This window comes from Mycobacterium sp. NGS56, from assembly GCF_059812425.1.
Genome location: NZ_JCALCQ010000008.1, coordinates 100,401 through 118,532, shown reverse-complemented (window position 1 = coordinate 118,532; position 18,132 = coordinate 100,401). Strand labels below are relative to the sequence as shown.

Sequence of the window (18,132 nt, the reverse complement as noted above, 5' to 3'; positions counted from 1 at the left end):
GCAAGACCAGATCAGTCTTGCCGGTGACTATCTCGTCGTAACCGCACCGCTCTGGTGACCGCCACTGTCGAGGCGAGCACCGCCATCACGGCAAGAATCACCGCCGAGGCCGCGGAGCCGACGGTGTCCAGGACCAGCGGAAGCGCGAATCCGACGTACGTGACGACGTAGAACACTCCGGTCAGCGCGCCGCGCAGGTGCGGCGGGGCGGCGGCCTCCAGGTCGATCAGTCCTTCCCGCAGGCACAGGCCCGAGGCGCAGCCGAGGACGAACAAGACCGGTAACCCCAGCGCCGGGCTCAGGGCGGGCGGCGCGATCGCGGCCAGCGCGTAGCCGAGCGCGGCCAGCACCGCTCCCGCGGTGCCGGCCCGGGGCCCCCACCGGAGCACGCGGGCCAGTACCTGGACGACGCCGCTGACACCGTTGACGATCAGGGTGGCCGTGCCTGCCGCCATCGGAGCCGCGAGCGCGGTGTGTAGCCGGGTGGGGATGGTGACGAATCCCAATGTCGCCGAGGCGTATACCCATGGTGCGAGTGGCATGGCCCAGCTCAAGGCCCGGCTGATTCCGCGCGCCGCCGGTGCGGCCGCTGCCGCTTGCCCCGTGTCGTGGGCCGTAACCGGCCCGGTCACTTCGGCGCGTCGGGCCGCGCCGACGACGGCGAACGTAGCCAGCACGACGATGGCGGCGGCGACACCGAAGGAGAGCCGGATGCCGGACCGGCCGGACCATACGATGAACCCCCCGGCGAATGGACCGAGGGCGAAGCCGGCCGTCAGTACCGCTCCGGCGGTCGCGGCACCCGCGGGCCCTCTCAGATCCGATGCCCACGCAGTGCACGAGCTGATGGCAAGGCCCACACCGATCCCGACGGTCAGCCGACCCAGCAGCAGAGAACTTGTGTGCTGGGACAATAGCATCACCGCCGTCCCCAGCAGTGCGGCCCCCGACCCCGTCAAGGCCACAGACCGGCGCCCGAGCGCGTCGGACGCGCGTCCGCCGACGAGCAACCCGGGCAGCAGCCCGACCGCATAAATGCCGAAGATCCCGTCGAGGGTGGCCGTGCTGAGGTGCTCACTGTCACTGATGACCGGCATCAACCCGACGAAGTGATTGGCCACCCAGCCCGTGGTCAGCAGCAGCGTCAACACGCTGACAAACAGCGCCCTGGTCCCCGCCGGCTCCCACCTCGACCGGAGCCTGCCATCGTGGCCGGTGCGCACATTCGACGAGGTCACAAACGCCCTCCCCTCTCCAAATCCACGGTGCGTACCCGGCCGACCGACGATGATAGAACGCGATGTCACCTGGGCAGTTATTCCCGCTGGCGGCGATCGCGCCGCCACGTCGCCGGTTCGGCGCCCGCCTGCAAACGCGGCGATCACCGGTCCGGAGTCCCCTGCGGGGTTTGAAATCAGGCGATTTGGTGTACTGATACCACTACTCGCACCCAGGAAGGCAAATGATGAAGTACATTGCGGCAGCCACGATCGCGATCTCCGTCTTGCTGTCCAGCGCGTGTTCGGCCTCACAGGTCATCAACACCGGCGGCGACACGAAGTGCAAAGATTTCACCACTCAGGACGAGAAGAAGCAGAACGACGAAGTCAGCAAGATGCTCAAAGACAAGAACGGAACCGATCCGAGCAATGTGGAGATCTCCGCAACGCGGCTCTCGGCGATGACGTATTGCCAGACGCTCGGCAAGCCCGACACCAAGATCTCCGAGGCACCGCACGGCTGACGACTGCCGGCGGTTTCCGATCGGCAGCCGGCTACACGCAATCACGAACTGTTCAGCGGAAATTCGTGACGACCGGGGTTGACGTGGCCGCGACGGCGCGACCGTGCGCGGATCGGCAGTCGGCCCGAGCTCACGCGGATTGGACGCGGTATTCGGGCACGACCACCTGGAGCCTTCAGCCCCTGCGGCAATGTCCTAGGCGACGCGAGTAGTTCGCGTCAGCAGGCAAGCGGCGGTGAGCAATTGCCAGGTGGTGATCGAGTACACACTTCCGCGTTCCCATGCGCCGTCAGGCAGCAGGGCCGTTTTTGCCGTCGCCGAATTCATCATCAGCATCGCAAGAGAAGAAAAGCCGAGCGTCGCGAGCGCTTTGGAAGCCAAGCGATACCAACGCCGATCGGCGAGTGCGCCGATGGCATTGGGTCCGGTCACGATGGCGGCGTTGCCGCCGACGATCGCGAGCACAGCGCCCTCGATGTGCACCGCGCCGCTGTGCACCGTCCCGATCACGGCGTTGCCTACCGCATTCGCGGCGACGGTACCCAAAAACACCCGCGCCCTTCGGTTGTCGGGCACACCCACGATCAGAGATGCTCCGAGCAGGAACAGACTGCCCTGCAGGTAGAACGCCGCATGCATCAAGTAGGCCCGCGCTGGGTAAACCGTCCGTCCGCGAACCGGCCTGCCGCTGGGTAGGCCGAGATCGCTGATGTAGTCGCGTGCATAGCTATAGGTGGGCTCGAAGCCCGCGGCGGCGACGGCCTCGAGGACAAGGTAACCAACGGCCGCCACGACCCAGAGGGCTGCTCCACGTGTGCTGGCCAACTCGGGCCGCTCCTCCCTGGCGGGGCCGGACGAGGGACCACTCGGTGCCCGTCTTTGCCGCCACGCTTTCACGTGGGGCCCGCTTACCCGCACAATAACGCGATGCGTGCAGTGCGGGAGATCTTAGAAGTCGTGATGTATCCGTCGCGCGCCGCTGCGGGTGCCCGCCGATGCCTGTTGAGTGCCGCACTGTTCGTCGCGCTCGTGGGCTGCGGCGGACCGACGCACAATGCTGGCGCACCGGCGGCGGGCGGCGAGTTCGCCGGCCCGATCGACATCGGCAACGGCCGGCACCTGTATCTGGAGTGCCACGGAAGGGGCAGTCCCACAGTCATTTTAGAGTCGGGATATCACAACTCGTCGGATCCGTGGAGCCAGTCCGACGCCGCTGCGCCTGCAACGGGCCCGGCCGTACTGCCGTCTCTCGCGGCGGATCACCGCGTATGCGCGTACGACCGGCCCGGCACTTTGCGCTATCCCGATCCACCCAGCATTACCGACCGCAGTTCGCCGGTCGAGATGCCGCGGAGCGCGCAAGACGTGGTGCAGGATCTGCATGCGCTGCTCGCCGCCGCCCATCTGCCGGGTCCGTACGTATTGGTCGGGCACTCGCTGGGCGGACTGTTCATCCGGCTGTATGCCCAGACTTATCCCGACCAGGTGCGGGCACTGGCGTTCGTCGATGCCTTTCCGGTCGAGATACCGGGCCTGATGGGACCGGACTGGCCGGCCTATCGCCTCGCGTTGGACCAGCCGTTGCCCCAGTTCGCGAATTCGCCGTCGTTTGAGAAAATCGACATCGACACGAGCGTCGCCCAGGTTGGCGCGGCCCCCGCTTTTCCGCCCATCCCCACCGTCGTGCTGACCAGGACCGAACCGTTTGCGATCCCTGGCAGCGTCTCGCCCGAGCAGGGCGAGCGACTCGAGCAGGCGTGGCGAGAGGCCTCTGCGGATCTGATTGCGCTGCGGCCGCAGACACCGCACATGATCGCGACCGGCAGCGACCACTTCATTCAGGTCCACCAGCCCGACTTGGTCGCGGCGGGTGTGCGTCTGGCGATGCAAAGGTCGGAATCGAACCGCTGATCCGCCGGGCACCGTGCTTCGGTTAAAAGAACGTTCCGGCATGTGGTGCTTCGGGGACCGCGAACAGTTCATCGGCCGCAGCCAGCACCGCTGGATCGTCAGCCCGGGCCAGTCCGGCTGCGGCAAGACTGCGCCAGCTCGTGCCGCCCAGCAGCGCCGCGCCAAGACCCTCGATCCCGACACGGACGTCGGCGCGGTGGGTTGTCGGTTCGGCGCCGGCCCCGGTGATCGTAAAGCTCGTTGAATTCCGTGGCAGCAGTGGGTCGTTCACCGCGATCGTCACCACTCCGCCGCCGCGGTAGGATCGCGCCGCCAGGGCACGTTCCGCGTCGATGACACGCAGCCACGTTTCGTCGTACACCGCGGTGACCTTCGCCGCGCGGCGATCGACGAACAGCCAGGGTAGCGGGTCGTCGATGGGTCGCATCCAAAACGTCACGCGGTGAACAAGATCCAGGTCGAGCAGGAAACGCAGCAATCCGAAATATGCGTCCGCGCTCGGCGCGAAGAAATCCTCGACCACGATGGTGCGCTGGTCGCTGACAAACCAATCCTCGGTGCCGATCGGGTGGTAGCGGGCGAAACCCGACTCGGCCCCCGGGTGGCCGTGTACAGCGACATACCAAGCCCCCGAATATGATTCGGCGCGGCGCCGTGCGCTCTCCCACCACACCCCGGGGCGGTCGATCGTTCCGGGACGCGGCGGACGATTGGCGTCATAAACCCGGGGCAAAATCTCCCATACTTCGGCGGCGCCCAGCAACCGCACCGGACCACCCAGGCCGACCTGCGGGCGAAACGTTGCCCGCGCGCTCGTAACCTCCACGGTTTGGGCGCAACTCGCTACCCCGTAGCCGTACCGGCCATAGATGGTGGCCTCCGACGCGCGCAGCGACGCGACGACCTCACCACGCTCCGCGATGTCGTGAAGCTGGTGCTGGATCAATTCGGTGGCGAAGCCACGTCGGGTGAACGATGGCAACACTGCGATGTGGGTCACGGCGGCGTGGCCGACGGTCGCTCCGCCGGGAAGTGTCAAGGTGCTCGTCACGGCATCCGCGGTGCCGACAAGTTGTCCATCGATGAACGCGCCGAGGGTGCGTCCGGGCTCGAACAGCTTCGTGATCTGGCCGGGCGGCAGCTTCTGCATGGGCGGCAGACCCACCATCGCGGTGCGAAACAATTGAGCTGCGCCGACGAGATCGTCGTCGGTGTCCAGGGCCCGGATCTCGGTGGTCATCCGCCCATCATGTCGTGCCCGGCGCTTGGGGTCACTAGATCGGTGTGATCAACGGGGCGAAGATCGACCGCGATCGCCCGGCACGACGCCACGCTGCAGCCACCGACGACGACTCCGAGTCGTCGCAGAAGCTCTCGGACGCAGTCGAATTGCGCGTACTAACGGATGGGCAGGCCGGTCACCGCCCGCGAAATCACCAACCGCTGAATCTCGCTGGTGCCCTCGAAGATCGTGAAAATCTTTGCGTCGCGGTGCATGCGCTCCACGGGGTAGTCGCGGGTATAGCCGTTGCCGCCCAAGATCTGGATGGCCTCGTCTGTGACATAGACCGCGGCCTCGCTCGCGACCAGCTTGGCCATCGAGCCCTCCGCCGAGTCGAAGTTCTGGTTGTTGCGCGCCATCCAGCCGGCCCGCCACACCAGCAGGCGGGCCGCATCGATGCGGCTCTTCATGTCCGCCAGCTTGAACGCCACCGCCTGGAATTCGCCGATCTTGCGGCCGAATTGCTCACGCTGGCAGGCATAGTCGAGAGCGTACTCGTAGGCGGCCCGCGCCACGCCGACGGCCATCGCCCCGACCGTGGGCCGAGTACGCTCGAAGGTCTTCATGGCCGCCTGACCGCCCGAGGAGGCACCGGACTTGACTCGGGCGATCCGCGCCTCGAACTTCTCCCGGCCGCCGAGGATGGCGTCCTCGGGCAGGCGGACGTTGTCGAGCACCACCTCTGCGGTGTGCGACGCACGGATGCCGTGCTTCTTGAACTTCTGACCCTGCGCCAGACCTTTGGTGTCCGGCCCGATGACGAAGCTGGCTTGGCCGCGGGTGCCGAGTTCAGGATGGACTGAGGCGACCACGATGTGCACGTTGGCGATGCCGCCGTTGGTGGCCCAGGTCTTGGTGCCGTTGAGCACCCACTCATTGGTCGCCTCGTCGAAGCGCGCCCGAGTGCGGATGCCGCCTACGTCAGAACCCGCGTCGGGCTCGGACGAGCAGAAGGCACCGAGCTTGGGCTCGTCGGACGTACCGAACATCTCGGGTAGCCAGCGCCCCAGTTGGTCGGGAGTCCCGTTGCCCGCCAACGCCGCTGCGGCCAGGCCGGTGCCCATGATGGACAGCGCGATGCCGGCGTCACCCCAGAACATCTCCTCGAACGCGGTCAGCATCCCCAGCCCGGTGGGCTCGGCAGCCTGCTGCGCGAAGAAGTCTGGGGAATACAGGCCGACCTTTGCGGCCTCTTGGATCACCGGCCACGGGGTTTCCTCGCGCTCGTCCCATTCGGCCGCGGCCGGACGGATGATGTCGGCGGCGAACTTGTGCACCCAATCGCGCACCTCGATCACGTCGTCGCTGAGTTGCAGTGAAAATGTCACAGCTGTGCTCCTGAAATAGATTGCCGGTTAGCGGTTTCTGTATTGGTTGAGGACGCTGACGGTTTGGTTGACCCACGCCTGGAAGTACCGTCCTTCATCGGTGTTGCCGGGCAGGCGACCGGTCAGCGCTTGCAGCGTCGCGGCATACGACAGCGACCCGATCGCGACGGCCGCGGCCGCTTCGGGATCGGGGATGCTGGTGCGGCCGGACCGATTCAATCCCGCCAGCTCGTCCGCGAAGCGTTGATAGGCGTTGTCGGTGATCACCTGCCACGTCTTTTCGTCGAGATCACCGAGCTCGTCGGGTTCACGCAGCATGACCTTGAGCAGATCCTCGCTCTGTTTGAGGTTGTTCCAGATCAACTGGCCGGCGGTGCGCACGGCCCGCTCAACGCTGCCCGGTTGCCCGGCGTCGTATTCCTCTCTCGCGGCCACGATGCTGTCGATCCGGTGCGCAACCGCCGCTTCGAGAAGCTCGCGCTTGGAGCCGAAGTGCTTGTAGAGCGCGCCCGAGCCGGGCGCCAGGCCCGATTCGCGCTGAATGTCGGCCACCGACGTCGCCGCGTAGCCCTTCTCGGCAAAGAGCCGCAGAGCGGTCGAGAGCAACCGGTCACGTCCTGAGACGAGCATGGTGAGAGAGTACTCACTCACCAACGCTGGGGCAAAATCGGTCGGTTTTGGCACGTGAGGGAGGAGACGGCGATGCCGTTAGCGTTAGATTCTTGCGAAACGCCACTGCGCCTGCCGGACCGGTACTGCTGTGAGGGTTGTACTCAGGTTGGTTGACATAGGATCAGCACCCACTGAAGGAGCCTGACATCCGCGTCCTACCGCGCGTACAGCTGCCCATGCGGGTGCTGTCGCTGCGCACCATCGTCATCGTCGCCGCCATATCGGTGATGACCCTCGTTGTACTGCTGGGCACCTGGGTATGGGTGGGTGTGACCAACGATCAGTACAGCCAGCTCGATCGGCGTCTCGATTCGGTCAGCAGCCTGGGCGACATCAGCAGCCTGCTCAACAACGCGGAGCACACCAATCCGGACCGCCCCGCTCCGGATGGCAACCTGGTGCGCACGGCCCGCATCGGCGGGGTGACCGTGTCGGTGCCCACCAGCATCGTGTTGCCCCGGCTTCCCGATGGCTACGCCAACACCACCATCAACGGCGTGCAGTACCGCGTCCGCACCTTCACCGCGGGGCCCGCCTCGATCGCGCTGGCCGCTCCGTTGGCCGAAGCTCAGCATCGGATCAATGAACTGCACCTGCGGGTGCTGCTGATCTGTGCAAGCGTGATCGGCGGCACCGTCGTCGTGGGCTGGGTGATCTCGTTGATCATGGTCAATCCGTTCCTGCTGCTGGCCCAGCAGGCCCGGGCCATCAACGCCCAGTCGAGCCCCGACGAGGTCCAGGTTCGCGGCGTGCGCGAGGCCGTGGAGATCGCAGAAGCGGTGGAGGGAATGCTGGCCCGCATAGGCAAGGAGCAGCAGCGCACCAGGGCCGCGCTCGAGTCGGCCCGCGACTTTGCGGCGGTCGCCTCCCACGAGCTGCGCACCCCGTTGACCGCGATGCGCACCAACCTGGAGGTGCTGTCCACCCTGGATCTGCCGCTCGAGCAGCGCCACGAGGTCATCGGCGACGTCATTCGCACCCAGAGCCGCATCGAGGCGACGCTGACCGCGCTCGAACGGCTGGCCCAGGGTGAGCTGACGACCGTCGACGATTTCGTCCCGTTCGACATCACCGAACTCTTGGACCGTGCCGCGCATGACGCGCTGCGCATCTATCCCGATGTGGACGTGTCGCTGGTGCCCTCGCCGACCGTGCTGATGATCGGATTGCCCACGGGGCTGCGGCTGGTGATCGACAACGCGATCGCCAATGCCGTCAAACACGGCAATGCCCGCAAAATCCTGCTGGCCGTTGGCAGTTCAGGTGAGGGTGTAGAGATCACGATCGACGACGACGGCACCGGGGTCCCGGAATCCGAACGCGCCACCGTCTTCGAACGGTTCGCCCGGGGCTCGACGGCCTCACGGTCGGGCTCCGGGCTGGGCTTGGCGCTGGTCGCCCAACAGGCCGAATTGCATGGCGGCACAGCGGCATTGCGGAGCAGTCCGCTGGGTGGCACCCGGTTGCTGTTGCGGCTGGCCGGCGATGGGCGTGGTCCGGCGTAGCAGTGGGCTAGTTCTCTTCCGTCGCCAAAGGCGAGTTTCTCGTGGGCGTGCGAAAACAAGCCCGGCACTGACCCGTTCTTCTAGCCGGGCATTAATGAGCGGCGCTGATGCCGAGTGCATGACCGCGATGATCACGTCGCCGAATCGGCGACCCGGTCATCGCTTCGGCCATTTCGCCAATTACCATCGACTTTCGGTAGCAAACGCGCGACCAAACGCCGTCACGCAACGACTCACTAAACGCGTATAACGCGATCGCGCAAGGGCGACGGAGGTGTATTTGTGACTACCGAGTCTTGAGTTGCCTCTGAGGTCTACACGACTTCTCTTGTTAATCCAATGCTTTCACGCTGGAGACCGGAGTCGGGAAACAAAATTTCCGCGCCCTGAGCCCGGCCAAAACGGAGTGAATACAAGATCAACGAAATCCCATTACACTAAGCCCCCAGCACGGCTGGGTTGAGCGTTCGGAGGGAAATGATGGGTCCTGTCACGTCGGTGCAGTCAGAGGCGGTGCTGGCGTCGGCGGGCGCCGAGTCGGCGATCAGCGCCGAGACCGAGGCAGCGGCTTCGGCTGCCGCGCCTGTCCTGCTGGGAGTGCTGCCGATGGGCGGCGACCCCGACTCGGCCATGTTCGCAGCGGCACTCAACGCCTGCGGCGGCAGCTACCTGGGCGTAGTGTCTGAGCACGCCGCCCAGCGCGGCTTGTTCGCAGGCGCGCAAAGCATCGCCTCGAGCACGTACGTCGTCACGGAGCTCATGCGCAGCTTGACGATGGCAATCGGGGCTTAAGGCCCGGCGACGTAAAAGAGGGGGAAAGTACGCATGGCCGATCCGGGATGGGCTGCGCGTACGCCTGAGGAAAACGACATGCTGCTCAAGGCGGGGGCCGGCGTCATCACTCACCTGGCGAACCAGGCCGCCTGGACCGCCTTGGCTGCCACCCATCACGGCTCCAGCATCGCGTCAACGATCAACACCGTCGCGACGTCGGCGAGTTGGACGGGCTCGGGTTCGTTGGCCTCCGCGGCGAACGCAACTGCGCTGAACGCGTCACTGCATGGGCTGGCCGGCTGGGTCGACGTCAAACCGGCAGTGGTGTCGACCGCGGTCTCGGCGTATCAAATGGCGTACGGCTCTATGCGTCCCGCTCCCGAATGCATCGAGAACCGCACCGAGACCGCCACCGATTACGGCATCAATCCACTGGTTCTCGGCGCACTAACCCCACGCATCACGTCGCTGGAGCTTGAATACTTCGGGTCGATGTGGCCAAACAACTCCGCAGTGGGGGCCAGCTACGGAACGATTCTGACGGCCTTGTCGCAAAGTCTCACCATCCCTCCGCCCATCGCAACCATGGGTGCGTCACCGGCCGCGCCCGCGCAAGCGGCAGCGGCAATTGGCGAATCGGCAGCGGAGCAAGGGGCGGGAGACGGCATGCGCGCCGCCATGCAGGGCGCACAGACCGGGACGCAGGGTGCCGGCCAGGCAGCCTCGGGTGGGCAGGACTTCATGAATCAGGCCAGCACGTTGATGCAGCCGGCGCAGCAACTAATGGGAGCGGTCCCGCAGGTGATGCAGGCTCCGATGCAAGCGATGCAGGCTCCGATGCAGATGATTCAGCCGCTGATGGGCATGTTCGCCAATCCTGGTGCCATGGGCATGGGAGGAGCGACGCCGGCGGTGTCGGCGGTCTCGGCCACCGGACTTTCCGCGGCGGAAGCCGGGGCCGGTGGCGGCGCATCCCTGGGTGGCGCGGGAGTCCCCGCGACCACCTTCACCCGTCCGGTCAGCGCCTTCGAGCCCGCCACCAGTGGTCGGCCGGTAGGGCTGCGGCCGGCCGGCGCATTAGGCGCCGAGGCCATGCGACCGCAGACCACTACGACGGGTGGGGCGCCGGTGGGCGGCATGCCGGTGGGGCACGCGGCGGGCGGCGACCGCGGCCCGCGCGACAAGGCGGACCAACCGGCGACCGTACGAGTCGTCGACGCTCGAGTGTGAACCGACTGGTGAAAGGTGAATCGACAGGTCCAATTAGCCGCCATACACTTCGCGTCATGCCCTCACGGGGGGCGGCCTACCGGAGAAGGAGAATTCCGTGACAATCAAAGTAACACCGCAAATGCTTCGCGATGCTTCCAACGCCATTCACGCGAATATGGAGCACGCGATCGGGATCGGCCAGGGATACGTTGCGAATCAGGAAAACGTGATGAACCCGTCCACCTGGTCCGGTGCGGCGGTGACCGCGTCGCACGCGACGGCCATCGAAATTCAAAACGACTTGAACAAAGTCTTGACCGGCGGCACGCGGCTGGCCGAGGGCCTGACGAAGGCGGCGGCCTTGATGGAAGGCCACGAGGCCGATTCTTCGCATGCTTTCAGCGCGCTATTCGGCGGCCACGGCTCCTGACCACTTACTCATTCGCAATTTCATTAATGGTTTTCTGAAAGGAAATTCTCTATGTCCGACCCGATCACCTATAACCCGGGAGCCGTCGCGGACTTCGCCACCGACGTCGCCTCCCGCGCGGGCCAGCTGCAGTCGATTTTCGACGACACCTCTAACCGCACGCATGCCCTGCAGGAATTTTTCGCCGGCCACGGCGCATCGGGCTTCTTCGAGGCTCAGGCGCAGATGCTGTCCGGGCTGCAGGGACTCATCGACACCATCCGCCAGCACGGGGTGACGACATCCCACGTCCTGGACAACGCGCTGAGCACCGACCAGCACATCGCCGGTCTATTCTGAGCCGCTCGACCACACGAGGACGAGCGAAGGTGGGGCAGATGCGCCGAGCGTGTGTGCCCCACCCTTCGTCTGACATCCACCGGTCGGCGGACTCACTCATCGAGGGCGAGGCCACATGCTGACCACGACGGTCGACGGCTTATGGGTGTTACAAGCGGTCACCGGGGTGGAGCAAACCTGTCCTGAATTGGGGCTGCGGCCGATGCTGCCGCGTTTGGACACCCCGGAGCGCGCAAGGGACCACCCCGCGGCGGCCGAATTGGTGGCCGCCGGGGCGCTCGATGAGGCTGGCCACGTCGACCCGATGATTCGTGAGTGGCTGACGGTGCTGTTGCGGCGAGACCTCGCGCTGCTGGTGATGATCGGTGTTCCGGGTCGCGAGCCGACGCGTGCGTCGATTTGCCGCTTCGCGACGTGGTGGGTGGTGCTGGAGCGCCACGGTGACGTGGTGCGCTTGTATCCCGCCGGCACGGCCGGCAACGAAGCGTCGGCCAGCGATCTGCTTGTCGGACAGATCGAGAGGCTGTGCGGCGTGGCCGAGGCGGCGCCGCTGAAGCCGGTCACATTGGATACCGAGCAGTTACTGAACTCAGTCCGCGACACCGCCAGCCTGCGATCGTTCCTGCTAGAACAGCGCCTCGACGCCGATCAGCTGCAGCTGGTCCTGACGGCCGCCGACCCCGCACGGTCCGCGCACGCGAACATCGTTGGGCTCCAGGCCGGTGTCGGGCCGGACGAACTGGCGCGAATAGCCGTCGGCGAGTCGACGGTATCCATCGTCGACACCCCGGCGGGACGGATCTGCATCGAAAGCGTCACCTCGGGGCAGCGCCAATACCAGATACTCTCGCCCGGCTCGCGCACGGACATCGGCGGCGCTATTCAACGGCTCATCCGCCGATTGCCGGCCGGCGAGGAGTGGCACTCGTATCGGCGAGTCGTGTGATCCAGCGCTTTGCTATCGGCGGCCAACCGTAAGGGCGCAGCGCAAGCAAACTGACGAAAGTCACTTAGATAACCAAAGTCTTGGAATAGCAATGTCTGTCGTACTTGGAAGGATTTGAACGGGGTAAACGCGGTATCGAAGACCGTGTTAGCATCGCGTCGTGACGAGCCCCTGGAATGACCCGAATATGTCGGACGAAGGCGCGCTCAGGCGGGGGGAACCGTCAAGGGCCAGCAACTTCCCTGATTCGGTATCCGACACTATGCGTATTACCGATCTGGCCGCGCCGCGAAAAATTCCACCGGGGTCCGGCTGGCGGAAATTCATCTACTCCATATCCTTTCATAAAATAAATCCCGGTGAATCTCCTCGTGAGCGGCACTACCGGGATTTGCAAAATCGCATCCGGCGGCATATTCGACGGCAATACGTCATTACGGTCGTCTCCGGCAAGGGCGGGGTGGGCGTCACGACGCTTGTCGCCTGCCTCGGGGGTGTCTTCCGGGAATGCCGGCCGCAGAACGTGATTGCGATCGACGCCGTCCCGGGTTTCGGGACACTGGCCGACCGCATCGACGAGTCCCCGCCCGGGGATTACACCGCAATCATCAACGACACCGATGTCCAGGGTTACGCGGATATTCGAGAACATCTGGGACAGAACGTCATCGGCCTTGACGTCCTGGCCGGCAACCGGACTTCCGACCAACCCAGGCCGTTGGTGCCTGCGATGTTCTCCGGGGTGCTGTCGCGCCTGCGGCGCACCCACACGGTGATGATCGTCGACACTTCTCCAGACCTCGAACACGAGGTGATGAAGCCGGTATTGGAAAACACCGACACCCTCGTTTTCGTCTCCGGTATCACCGCGGACCGGTCACGCCCGGTGCTGCGCGCGGTGGACTACCTGCGTTCGCAGGGTTACCACGAGTTGGTATCGCGCAGCACCGTGATTGTGAACCACACGGACCAGATCACCGATAAGGACGCGTTGGCCTACTTGACCGAGCGGTTCACCAAAGTTGGGGCGACCGTCGAGGTGCTGCCGTTTGATCCCCACCTCGCCAAAGGCGGCATCATCGATACGGTTCACGAATTGAAAAAGAAGTCGCGACTGCGCCTCTTTGAAATCACCGCGGGGCTGGCGGACAAATATATTCCTGACGCCGAGCGGTCGATGCCGTGACAGCGCCGCATAAGGTCGCCTTCCCGGCGCGTTGTGCGGTCAATATTTCTTACGAGAAGCATCTGTGTTCGCAGGTTTTCCCGGCCGCGATCCCGATGGAGGGATTCTTCGAGGGAATGGTGGAGCTGTTCGATGCCGACCTGAAGCGCAAAGGCTTCGACGGTATCGCACTGCCCGCGGGCAGCTATGAACTGCACAAGATCAACGGGGTTCGGCTCGACATCAATAAGAGCCTCGACGAGCTGGGCGTCCAGGACGGCGACACCCTGGTTCTGGTGCCCCGCGTCGACGGTGAATCCTTTGAACCGCAATACGAGTCGCTGTCAACGGGGTTGGCGGCCATGGGTAAATGGCTGGGTCGCGACGGCGGGGATCGGATGTTCGCGCCGGTAACCCCGTTGACCGCCGCGCACACCGCGGTCGCCGTGATCGCGATGGCCGTCGGTGTGGCCGTGGCCCTGGCGCTTCGGGCACGGACTTTCACCGACGGACCGATGCCGGCTGCGGTGGCGGGCGCCGTGGGCGCCTTGCTGCTAATGGCCACGTTGGTCGTACGAAGCGGTTGGCGGGGCCGGCGGGACCTGTTCAGTGGATTCGCATGGCTGGCGGTGTTGTCGTTGGCTACCGCCGGCGCGTGCGCGCCCCCGGGCATGCTGAGCGCCGCCCATGGACTGATTGGTGCCGTCGTGGTGATCCTGGGCGCCATCGCCATCGGGGTGACCGCGCGAAACCGTTGGCAGACAGCGGTGGTCACCGCGGTGGTGACCGTGTGCGGGATCCTGGCCGTCGTCGCCGCCGTCCGCATGTTCCGGCCGGCTTCGGCTCAGGTGCTGGCGGTCTGCGTGCTGGTCGGACTGCTCGTCCTGGTCCGGATGGCCCCACTGATCGCGTTGTGGGTGGCGCGGGTCAGACCGCCGCACTTCGGATCGATCACCGGCCGGGACCTGTTCGCGCGGCGGGAGGGAATGCCCGTCGATACCGTGGCTCCGGTCAGTGAGGACGAATCCGAGGACGAGGACAACGAACTGACCGACATCACGGCGCGCGGCGCCGCGATCGCCGCGTCGGCACGGCTGGTCAATGCGGTCCAGGTGGGCCTTTGCGTCGGGGTGTCGATAGTGCTGCCCGCCGCGGTATGGGGCGTGTTGACACCGGGCCGCCAGTGGGCGTGGTTGGCGCTGGTGGTCGCCGGGCTCGTCGTGGGCATCTTCCTCACCCAGGGGCGCGGATTCGCCGCCAAATATCAGGCGATCGCGCTCGTGTGTGGGGCGTCGGCCGCGGTGTGCGCGGGCGTGGTCAAATACGCCGTCGCCGCCCCGAAAGACGCCCTGACGGGGCTGATGTGGCCGGTGGTGGCCGTGACGATGTTCGCCGCACCGGGTTTGGCCGCAGCACTTTTGGTACCGACCATGAGGTTTCGGCCATTCATCCGGTTGACGGTGGAATGGGTGGAGGTGCTCGCGTTCATCGTCTTGCTACCAGCCGCGGCGGCCTTGGGAGGGCTTTTCACGTGGATTCGCCACTGAAAAGGGCCGCGGCGGTGACCGCCGCCTTCGCCCTGGTCGCGATGTCAGCCAATATCCCTGCCGCATTTGCCATTACGCCACCCTCGGTGGATCCGGGGATGGTTCCGCCGGATGGGCCGCCAAGGCCGGACCAGCCGATGCGCCGCGCCAACAGCTGCTCGACCCCGATCACCGTGAGAAACCCCGATGTGGCGCAAATGGCCCCGGGTATCAACATGCTGAACATCAGCAGGGCGTGGCAATACAGCACCGGTAACGGTGTGCCCGTGGCGGTGATCGACACGGGAGTGTCGCCGAACCCGCGGCTACCGGTGGTACCCGGTGGCGATTACATCATGGGCGAGGACGGCCTGTCGGACTGTGACGCCCACGGCACGATCGTCAGCTCGATCATCGGCGCTGCACCACAAGGGATTCTGCCGATGCCACGGCCGATGCCCGCCACGCCGGCATTTCCTCCGCCGGCCGGTCCGCCGCCGGCCGCCGGCGCACCGCCCCCACCGGTCGAGGTACCACCCCCGGTGGCGCCCCCGCCCCCGCCGCCGCCGGTGACGATCACCCAGGTCCTTCCGCCGCCGCCACCACCGCCGCCGCCCCCGCCGCCGGAGGGCGGCGGCGCCACCGCCGCGTCGAACGGCCCCGCCGATCCACAAACCGAGGACGAACCCGCGGTACCGCCCCTTCCCCCGGGAGCACCCGACGGGGTGGTGGGGGTGGCGCCGCACGCGACCATCATCTCGATCCGGCAATCGTCACGCGCCTTCGAACCGGTCAATCCGCCGCCGGCAGACCCGTACTCCGACGAGAAGGTGAAGGCCGGAACGCTGAATTCGGTTGCGCGCGCGGTGGTTCACGCCGCGAACATGGGGGCCAAGGTGATCAACGTTTCGGTCACCGCCTGCCTGCCCGCCGCCTCCCCGGCCGATCAGCGAGCGTTGGGTGCGGCGCTGTGGTACGCGTCGACCACGAAGGATGCGGTGATCGTCGCGGCCGCAGGCAACGATGGGGAAGCCGGGTGTAACAACAATCCGATGTACGACCCACTTGACCCATCGGATCCCCGGGACTGGCATCAGGTCAAGATCATCTCGGCGCCGTCGTGGTTTTCCGATTACGTCCTATCGGTGGGCGCGGTTGACGCCAGCGGTGCCCCGCTCGACAAGAGCATGTCGGGTCCCTGGGTCGGTGTGGCCGCGCCCGGAACCCACATCATGGGCCTCTCGCCCCAAGGCGGCGGCCCGGTCAATGCCTACCCGCCGTCGCGGCCGGGCGAGAAGAACATGCCGTTCTGGGGAACCAGTTTCTCGGCGGCCTACGTCAGCGGCGTCGCGGCGTTGGTACGGGCGAAATTCCCCGACCTCAGCGCGCATCAGGTGATAAACCGGATCGTGCAATCGGCGCACAATCCGCCTGCAGGCGTTGACAATAAGGTCGGGTACGGCTTGGTGGACCCGGTGGCCGCGTTGACCTTCAACATCCCGCCGGGCGAGCGGATGCCCCCCGGAGCCCAAAGCCGGGTCATCACCCCGGCCCAGCCGCCCCCGCCGCCCGACCACCGGGCACGCAACATCGCCATCGGATTCCTGGGGGTCGTGGCTGCCGGTGTATTGGTGTTCGCGATCGCGGCGCGACTGCGGAGGGCTCGATGAGGCCCGACCTGACCGGCTTCAGCCGCGGCAGCAACCGGCGGGTGTTCGGCGTGTGGGTGGTGTTCGTTCTCGCATTCGCCGGTTGGCTTGTGGCCGGGTACATCGGCTCGGCTGCCGCCGTGGCGGTGGGGATCGCGCTGGTCTTTGTGCGGTGGTGGGGTCAGCCGGCGTGGTCGTGGGCCGTCTTGTGGCGGCGTGGCCGGCGCCCGATCGACTGGACTGCACCGATCACCGTGGCCAACAACCGATCCGGTGGCGGGGTCCGCGTGCAAGACGGTGTCGCCGTGGCCGCGGTGCAGCTTCTCGGCAGGGGTCACCGAGCGACCATGGTGACCGGCTCGGTGACGGTCGAGACCGAAAACGTGCTCGACATCGTCGAATTGGTGCCGATGCTGCGCCAGGCGTTGGGCCTGGAGCTCGATTCGATCAGCGTCGTCACCATCGGTTCTCGGCACGGCACCACCGGAGACTTCCCCCGAGTGTACGACTCGGAGATAGGGACGCCCCCCTACGCGGGCCGCCGCGAGACATGGCTGATCATGCGGCTGGCGGTGATCGACAACGCCCAGGCCCTCTTCTGGCGCACGACCGTTGGCGCGGCGGCCATTTCAGCCGCACAACGCATCGCGGGGCGGTTGCGCTGCCAAGGATTGCGGGCGAAGGTGGCCACCGCCACAGACCTTGTCGAGCTCGATCGGCGGCTCGGACGAGACGCGGTGTCGGGAAACGTGCAGAGATGGAAAGCCATACGCGGAGAAGCGGGTTGGATGACCACCTACGCATACCCGGCCGAGGCGATCACGTCACGCAACCTCTCGCAGGCGTGGACGTTGCGCGCCGACGAGGTCATCCAGAACGTCACGGTGTTTTCCGACGGCCAATGCACCGCGACGATCACCGTGCGCACACCGACGCCCGCACCGACGCCGCCCAGCGTGATTCTGCGCCGGCTCAACGGCGAGCAGGCAGCTGCCGCGGCCACGAACATGTGCGGTCCCCTTCCCCACCTGCGGGGCATTCGGCGCAGCCCGTTGCCCGCACAACTGGTCACCGAGATCGGACCGTCGGGCGTCCTGATCGGCAAACTGAGCAACGGTGATCGGCTGCTTATGCCGGTTACCGACGCCGGTGAACTGTCGCGTGTGTTCGTTGCAGCGGACGACCCGGTCGCCAAGCGACTCGTGATCCGCACCGCCGGCGCCGGCGAACGGGTCTGCGTGCACACCCGTGACATGTCGCGCTGGGTTAGCGTGCGCATGCCGGAGATCAGCGTCGTCAGCAGCTCACGTCCCGCACCACGGACCACGGTGAGCGTGGTGGAATACGCGGCGAAACGGGGTAGCGGTTTCGGCGCGGCCGAAGGCGGAGGTGTCGAGGCTGCGATCTCACCCACTCCGCGACCGGCGACCGTGATCACCGTCGCACCCGCGGGCGTCACGCTCTCCGAAGCGCAACGGCACGGGTTTGAGGTGATCATCGAGCAGATCGGCCAGGCGGCGGTGAATGTCAGTGCAGCAGGACAGGATTGGCTTGTCGAGATGGACATGTTCCGCGCCGAGAACCGCTACGTCAGCCTCGAGCCGGTAAGCATGTCGGTCGGCACATAGCAGGTCGGTTGGGCGAGTTCG

The 18,132-nt window shown here is 66.0% G+C and carries 17 protein-coding genes; 12 read left to right on the top strand and 5 right to left on the bottom strand.

Annotation, left to right across the window (positions count from 1 at the left end):
- Positions 1–11: 11 nt before the first annotated feature.
- On the bottom strand, positions 12–1,238 hold the full coding sequence (locus tag AC5Y4F_RS18875; RefSeq protein ID WP_067937188.1) for an MFS transporter: 1,227 nt from the start codon (positions 1,236–1,238) through the stop codon (positions 12–14).
- Positions 1,239–1,462: 224 nt separating this feature from the next.
- Here AC5Y4F_RS18875 and AC5Y4F_RS18870 point away from each other — a divergent pair, with 224 nt between their 5' ends.
- On the top strand, positions 1,463–1,744 hold the full coding sequence (locus AC5Y4F_RS18870; RefSeq protein WP_067937186.1) for a hypothetical protein: 282 nt from the start codon (positions 1,463–1,465) through the stop codon (positions 1,742–1,744).
- Positions 1,745–1,939: 195 nt separating this feature from the next.
- Here the strand turns inward: AC5Y4F_RS18870 and AC5Y4F_RS18865 are convergent, their stop codons facing one another.
- Positions 1,940–2,536 (bottom strand): DUF998 domain-containing protein, encoded by a 597-nt coding sequence (locus AC5Y4F_RS18865; RefSeq protein WP_499997846.1) that lies wholly within the window; start codon positions 2,534–2,536, stop codon positions 1,940–1,942.
- Between the two features lie 135 nt (positions 2,537–2,671).
- On the opposite strand from AC5Y4F_RS18865, the gene AC5Y4F_RS18860 reads away from it, so the two are divergent.
- Positions 2,672–3,655 (top strand): alpha/beta fold hydrolase, encoded by a 984-nt coding sequence (locus tag AC5Y4F_RS18860; RefSeq protein ID WP_499997845.1) that lies wholly within the window; start codon positions 2,672–2,674, stop codon positions 3,653–3,655.
- 22 nt (positions 3,656–3,677) lie between these two features.
- On the opposite strand, the gene AC5Y4F_RS18855 is transcribed toward AC5Y4F_RS18860, so the two are convergent.
- From AC5Y4F_RS18855 to AC5Y4F_RS18845, 3 genes are all read right to left on the bottom strand, one after another.
- The gene (locus AC5Y4F_RS18855) at positions 3,678–4,895 is read right to left on the bottom strand and encodes a GNAT family N-acetyltransferase (RefSeq protein WP_499997844.1); all 1,218 of its coding nucleotides are present in this window, start codon (positions 4,893–4,895) and stop codon (positions 3,678–3,680) included.
- 158 nt (positions 4,896–5,053) lie between these two features.
- Complete coding sequence (locus AC5Y4F_RS18850) at positions 5,054–6,265, bottom strand: acyl-CoA dehydrogenase family protein (protein WP_067937177.1); 1,212 nt, start codon at positions 6,263–6,265, stop codon at positions 5,054–5,056.
- Positions 6,266–6,292: 27 nt separating this feature from the next.
- On the bottom strand, positions 6,293–6,895 hold the full coding sequence (locus AC5Y4F_RS18845; protein WP_499997843.1) for a TetR/AcrR family transcriptional regulator: 603 nt from the start codon (positions 6,893–6,895) through the stop codon (positions 6,293–6,295).
- 218 nt (positions 6,896–7,113) lie between these two features.
- On the opposite strand from AC5Y4F_RS18845, the gene AC5Y4F_RS18840 reads away from it, so the two are divergent.
- The 10 genes from AC5Y4F_RS18840 to eccE all read left to right on the top strand — a co-directional run bounded on the left by AC5Y4F_RS18840 (position 7,114) and on the right by eccE (position 18,111).
- Entirely contained in the window at positions 7,114–8,442 is a 1,329-nt protein-coding gene (locus AC5Y4F_RS18840) for a sensor histidine kinase (RefSeq protein ID WP_067937173.1), read from the top strand.
- A 480-nt stretch (positions 8,443–8,922) separates the two neighbouring features.
- Entirely contained in the window at positions 8,923–9,234 is a 312-nt protein-coding gene (locus tag AC5Y4F_RS18835) for a PE domain-containing protein (protein ID WP_067937261.1), read from the top strand.
- 33 nt (positions 9,235–9,267) lie between these two features.
- Positions 9,268–10,446 (top strand): PPE family protein, encoded by a 1,179-nt coding sequence (locus AC5Y4F_RS18830; protein WP_067937171.1) that lies wholly within the window; start codon positions 9,268–9,270, stop codon positions 10,444–10,446.
- 97 nt (positions 10,447–10,543) lie between these two features.
- Entirely contained in the window at positions 10,544–10,858 is a 315-nt protein-coding gene (locus tag AC5Y4F_RS18825; RefSeq protein ID WP_067937169.1) for a WXG100 family type VII secretion target, read from the top strand.
- A 51-nt stretch (positions 10,859–10,909) separates the two neighbouring features.
- Positions 10,910–11,197, top strand: coding sequence for a WXG100 family type VII secretion target (locus tag AC5Y4F_RS18820; protein ID WP_007771836.1), 288 nt, complete (start codon positions 10,910–10,912; stop codon positions 11,195–11,197).
- Between the two features lie 115 nt (positions 11,198–11,312).
- Positions 11,313–12,143, top strand: a complete 831-nt coding sequence (locus AC5Y4F_RS18815; RefSeq protein WP_067937167.1) for an ESX secretion-associated protein EspG — start codon at positions 11,313–11,315, stop codon at positions 12,141–12,143.
- 160 nt (positions 12,144–12,303) lie between these two features.
- Positions 12,304–13,329, top strand: a complete 1,026-nt coding sequence (locus AC5Y4F_RS18810) for a MinD/ParA family ATP-binding protein (RefSeq protein WP_156750131.1) — start codon at positions 12,304–12,306, stop codon at positions 13,327–13,329.
- Entirely contained in the window at positions 13,326–14,855 is a 1,530-nt protein-coding gene (eccD, locus tag AC5Y4F_RS18805; protein ID WP_499997842.1) for a type VII secretion integral membrane protein EccD, read from the top strand. The genes AC5Y4F_RS18810 and eccD overlap by 4 nt, the downstream gene beginning before the upstream one ends.
- 41 nt (positions 14,856–14,896) lie before the next feature.
- Positions 14,897–16,504 carry a type VII secretion-associated serine protease mycosin gene (gene mycP, locus AC5Y4F_RS18800; protein ID WP_499997875.1) on the top strand — a complete coding sequence of 536 codons (1,608 nt, stop codon included), beginning with the start codon at positions 14,897–14,899 and terminating at the stop codon, positions 16,502–16,504.
- Positions 16,501–18,111 (top strand): type VII secretion protein EccE, encoded by a 1,611-nt coding sequence (gene eccE, locus AC5Y4F_RS18795; protein ID WP_499997841.1) that lies wholly within the window; start codon positions 16,501–16,503, stop codon positions 18,109–18,111. The genes mycP and eccE overlap by 4 nt, the downstream gene beginning before the upstream one ends.
- Positions 18,112–18,132: the final 21 nt, after the last annotated feature.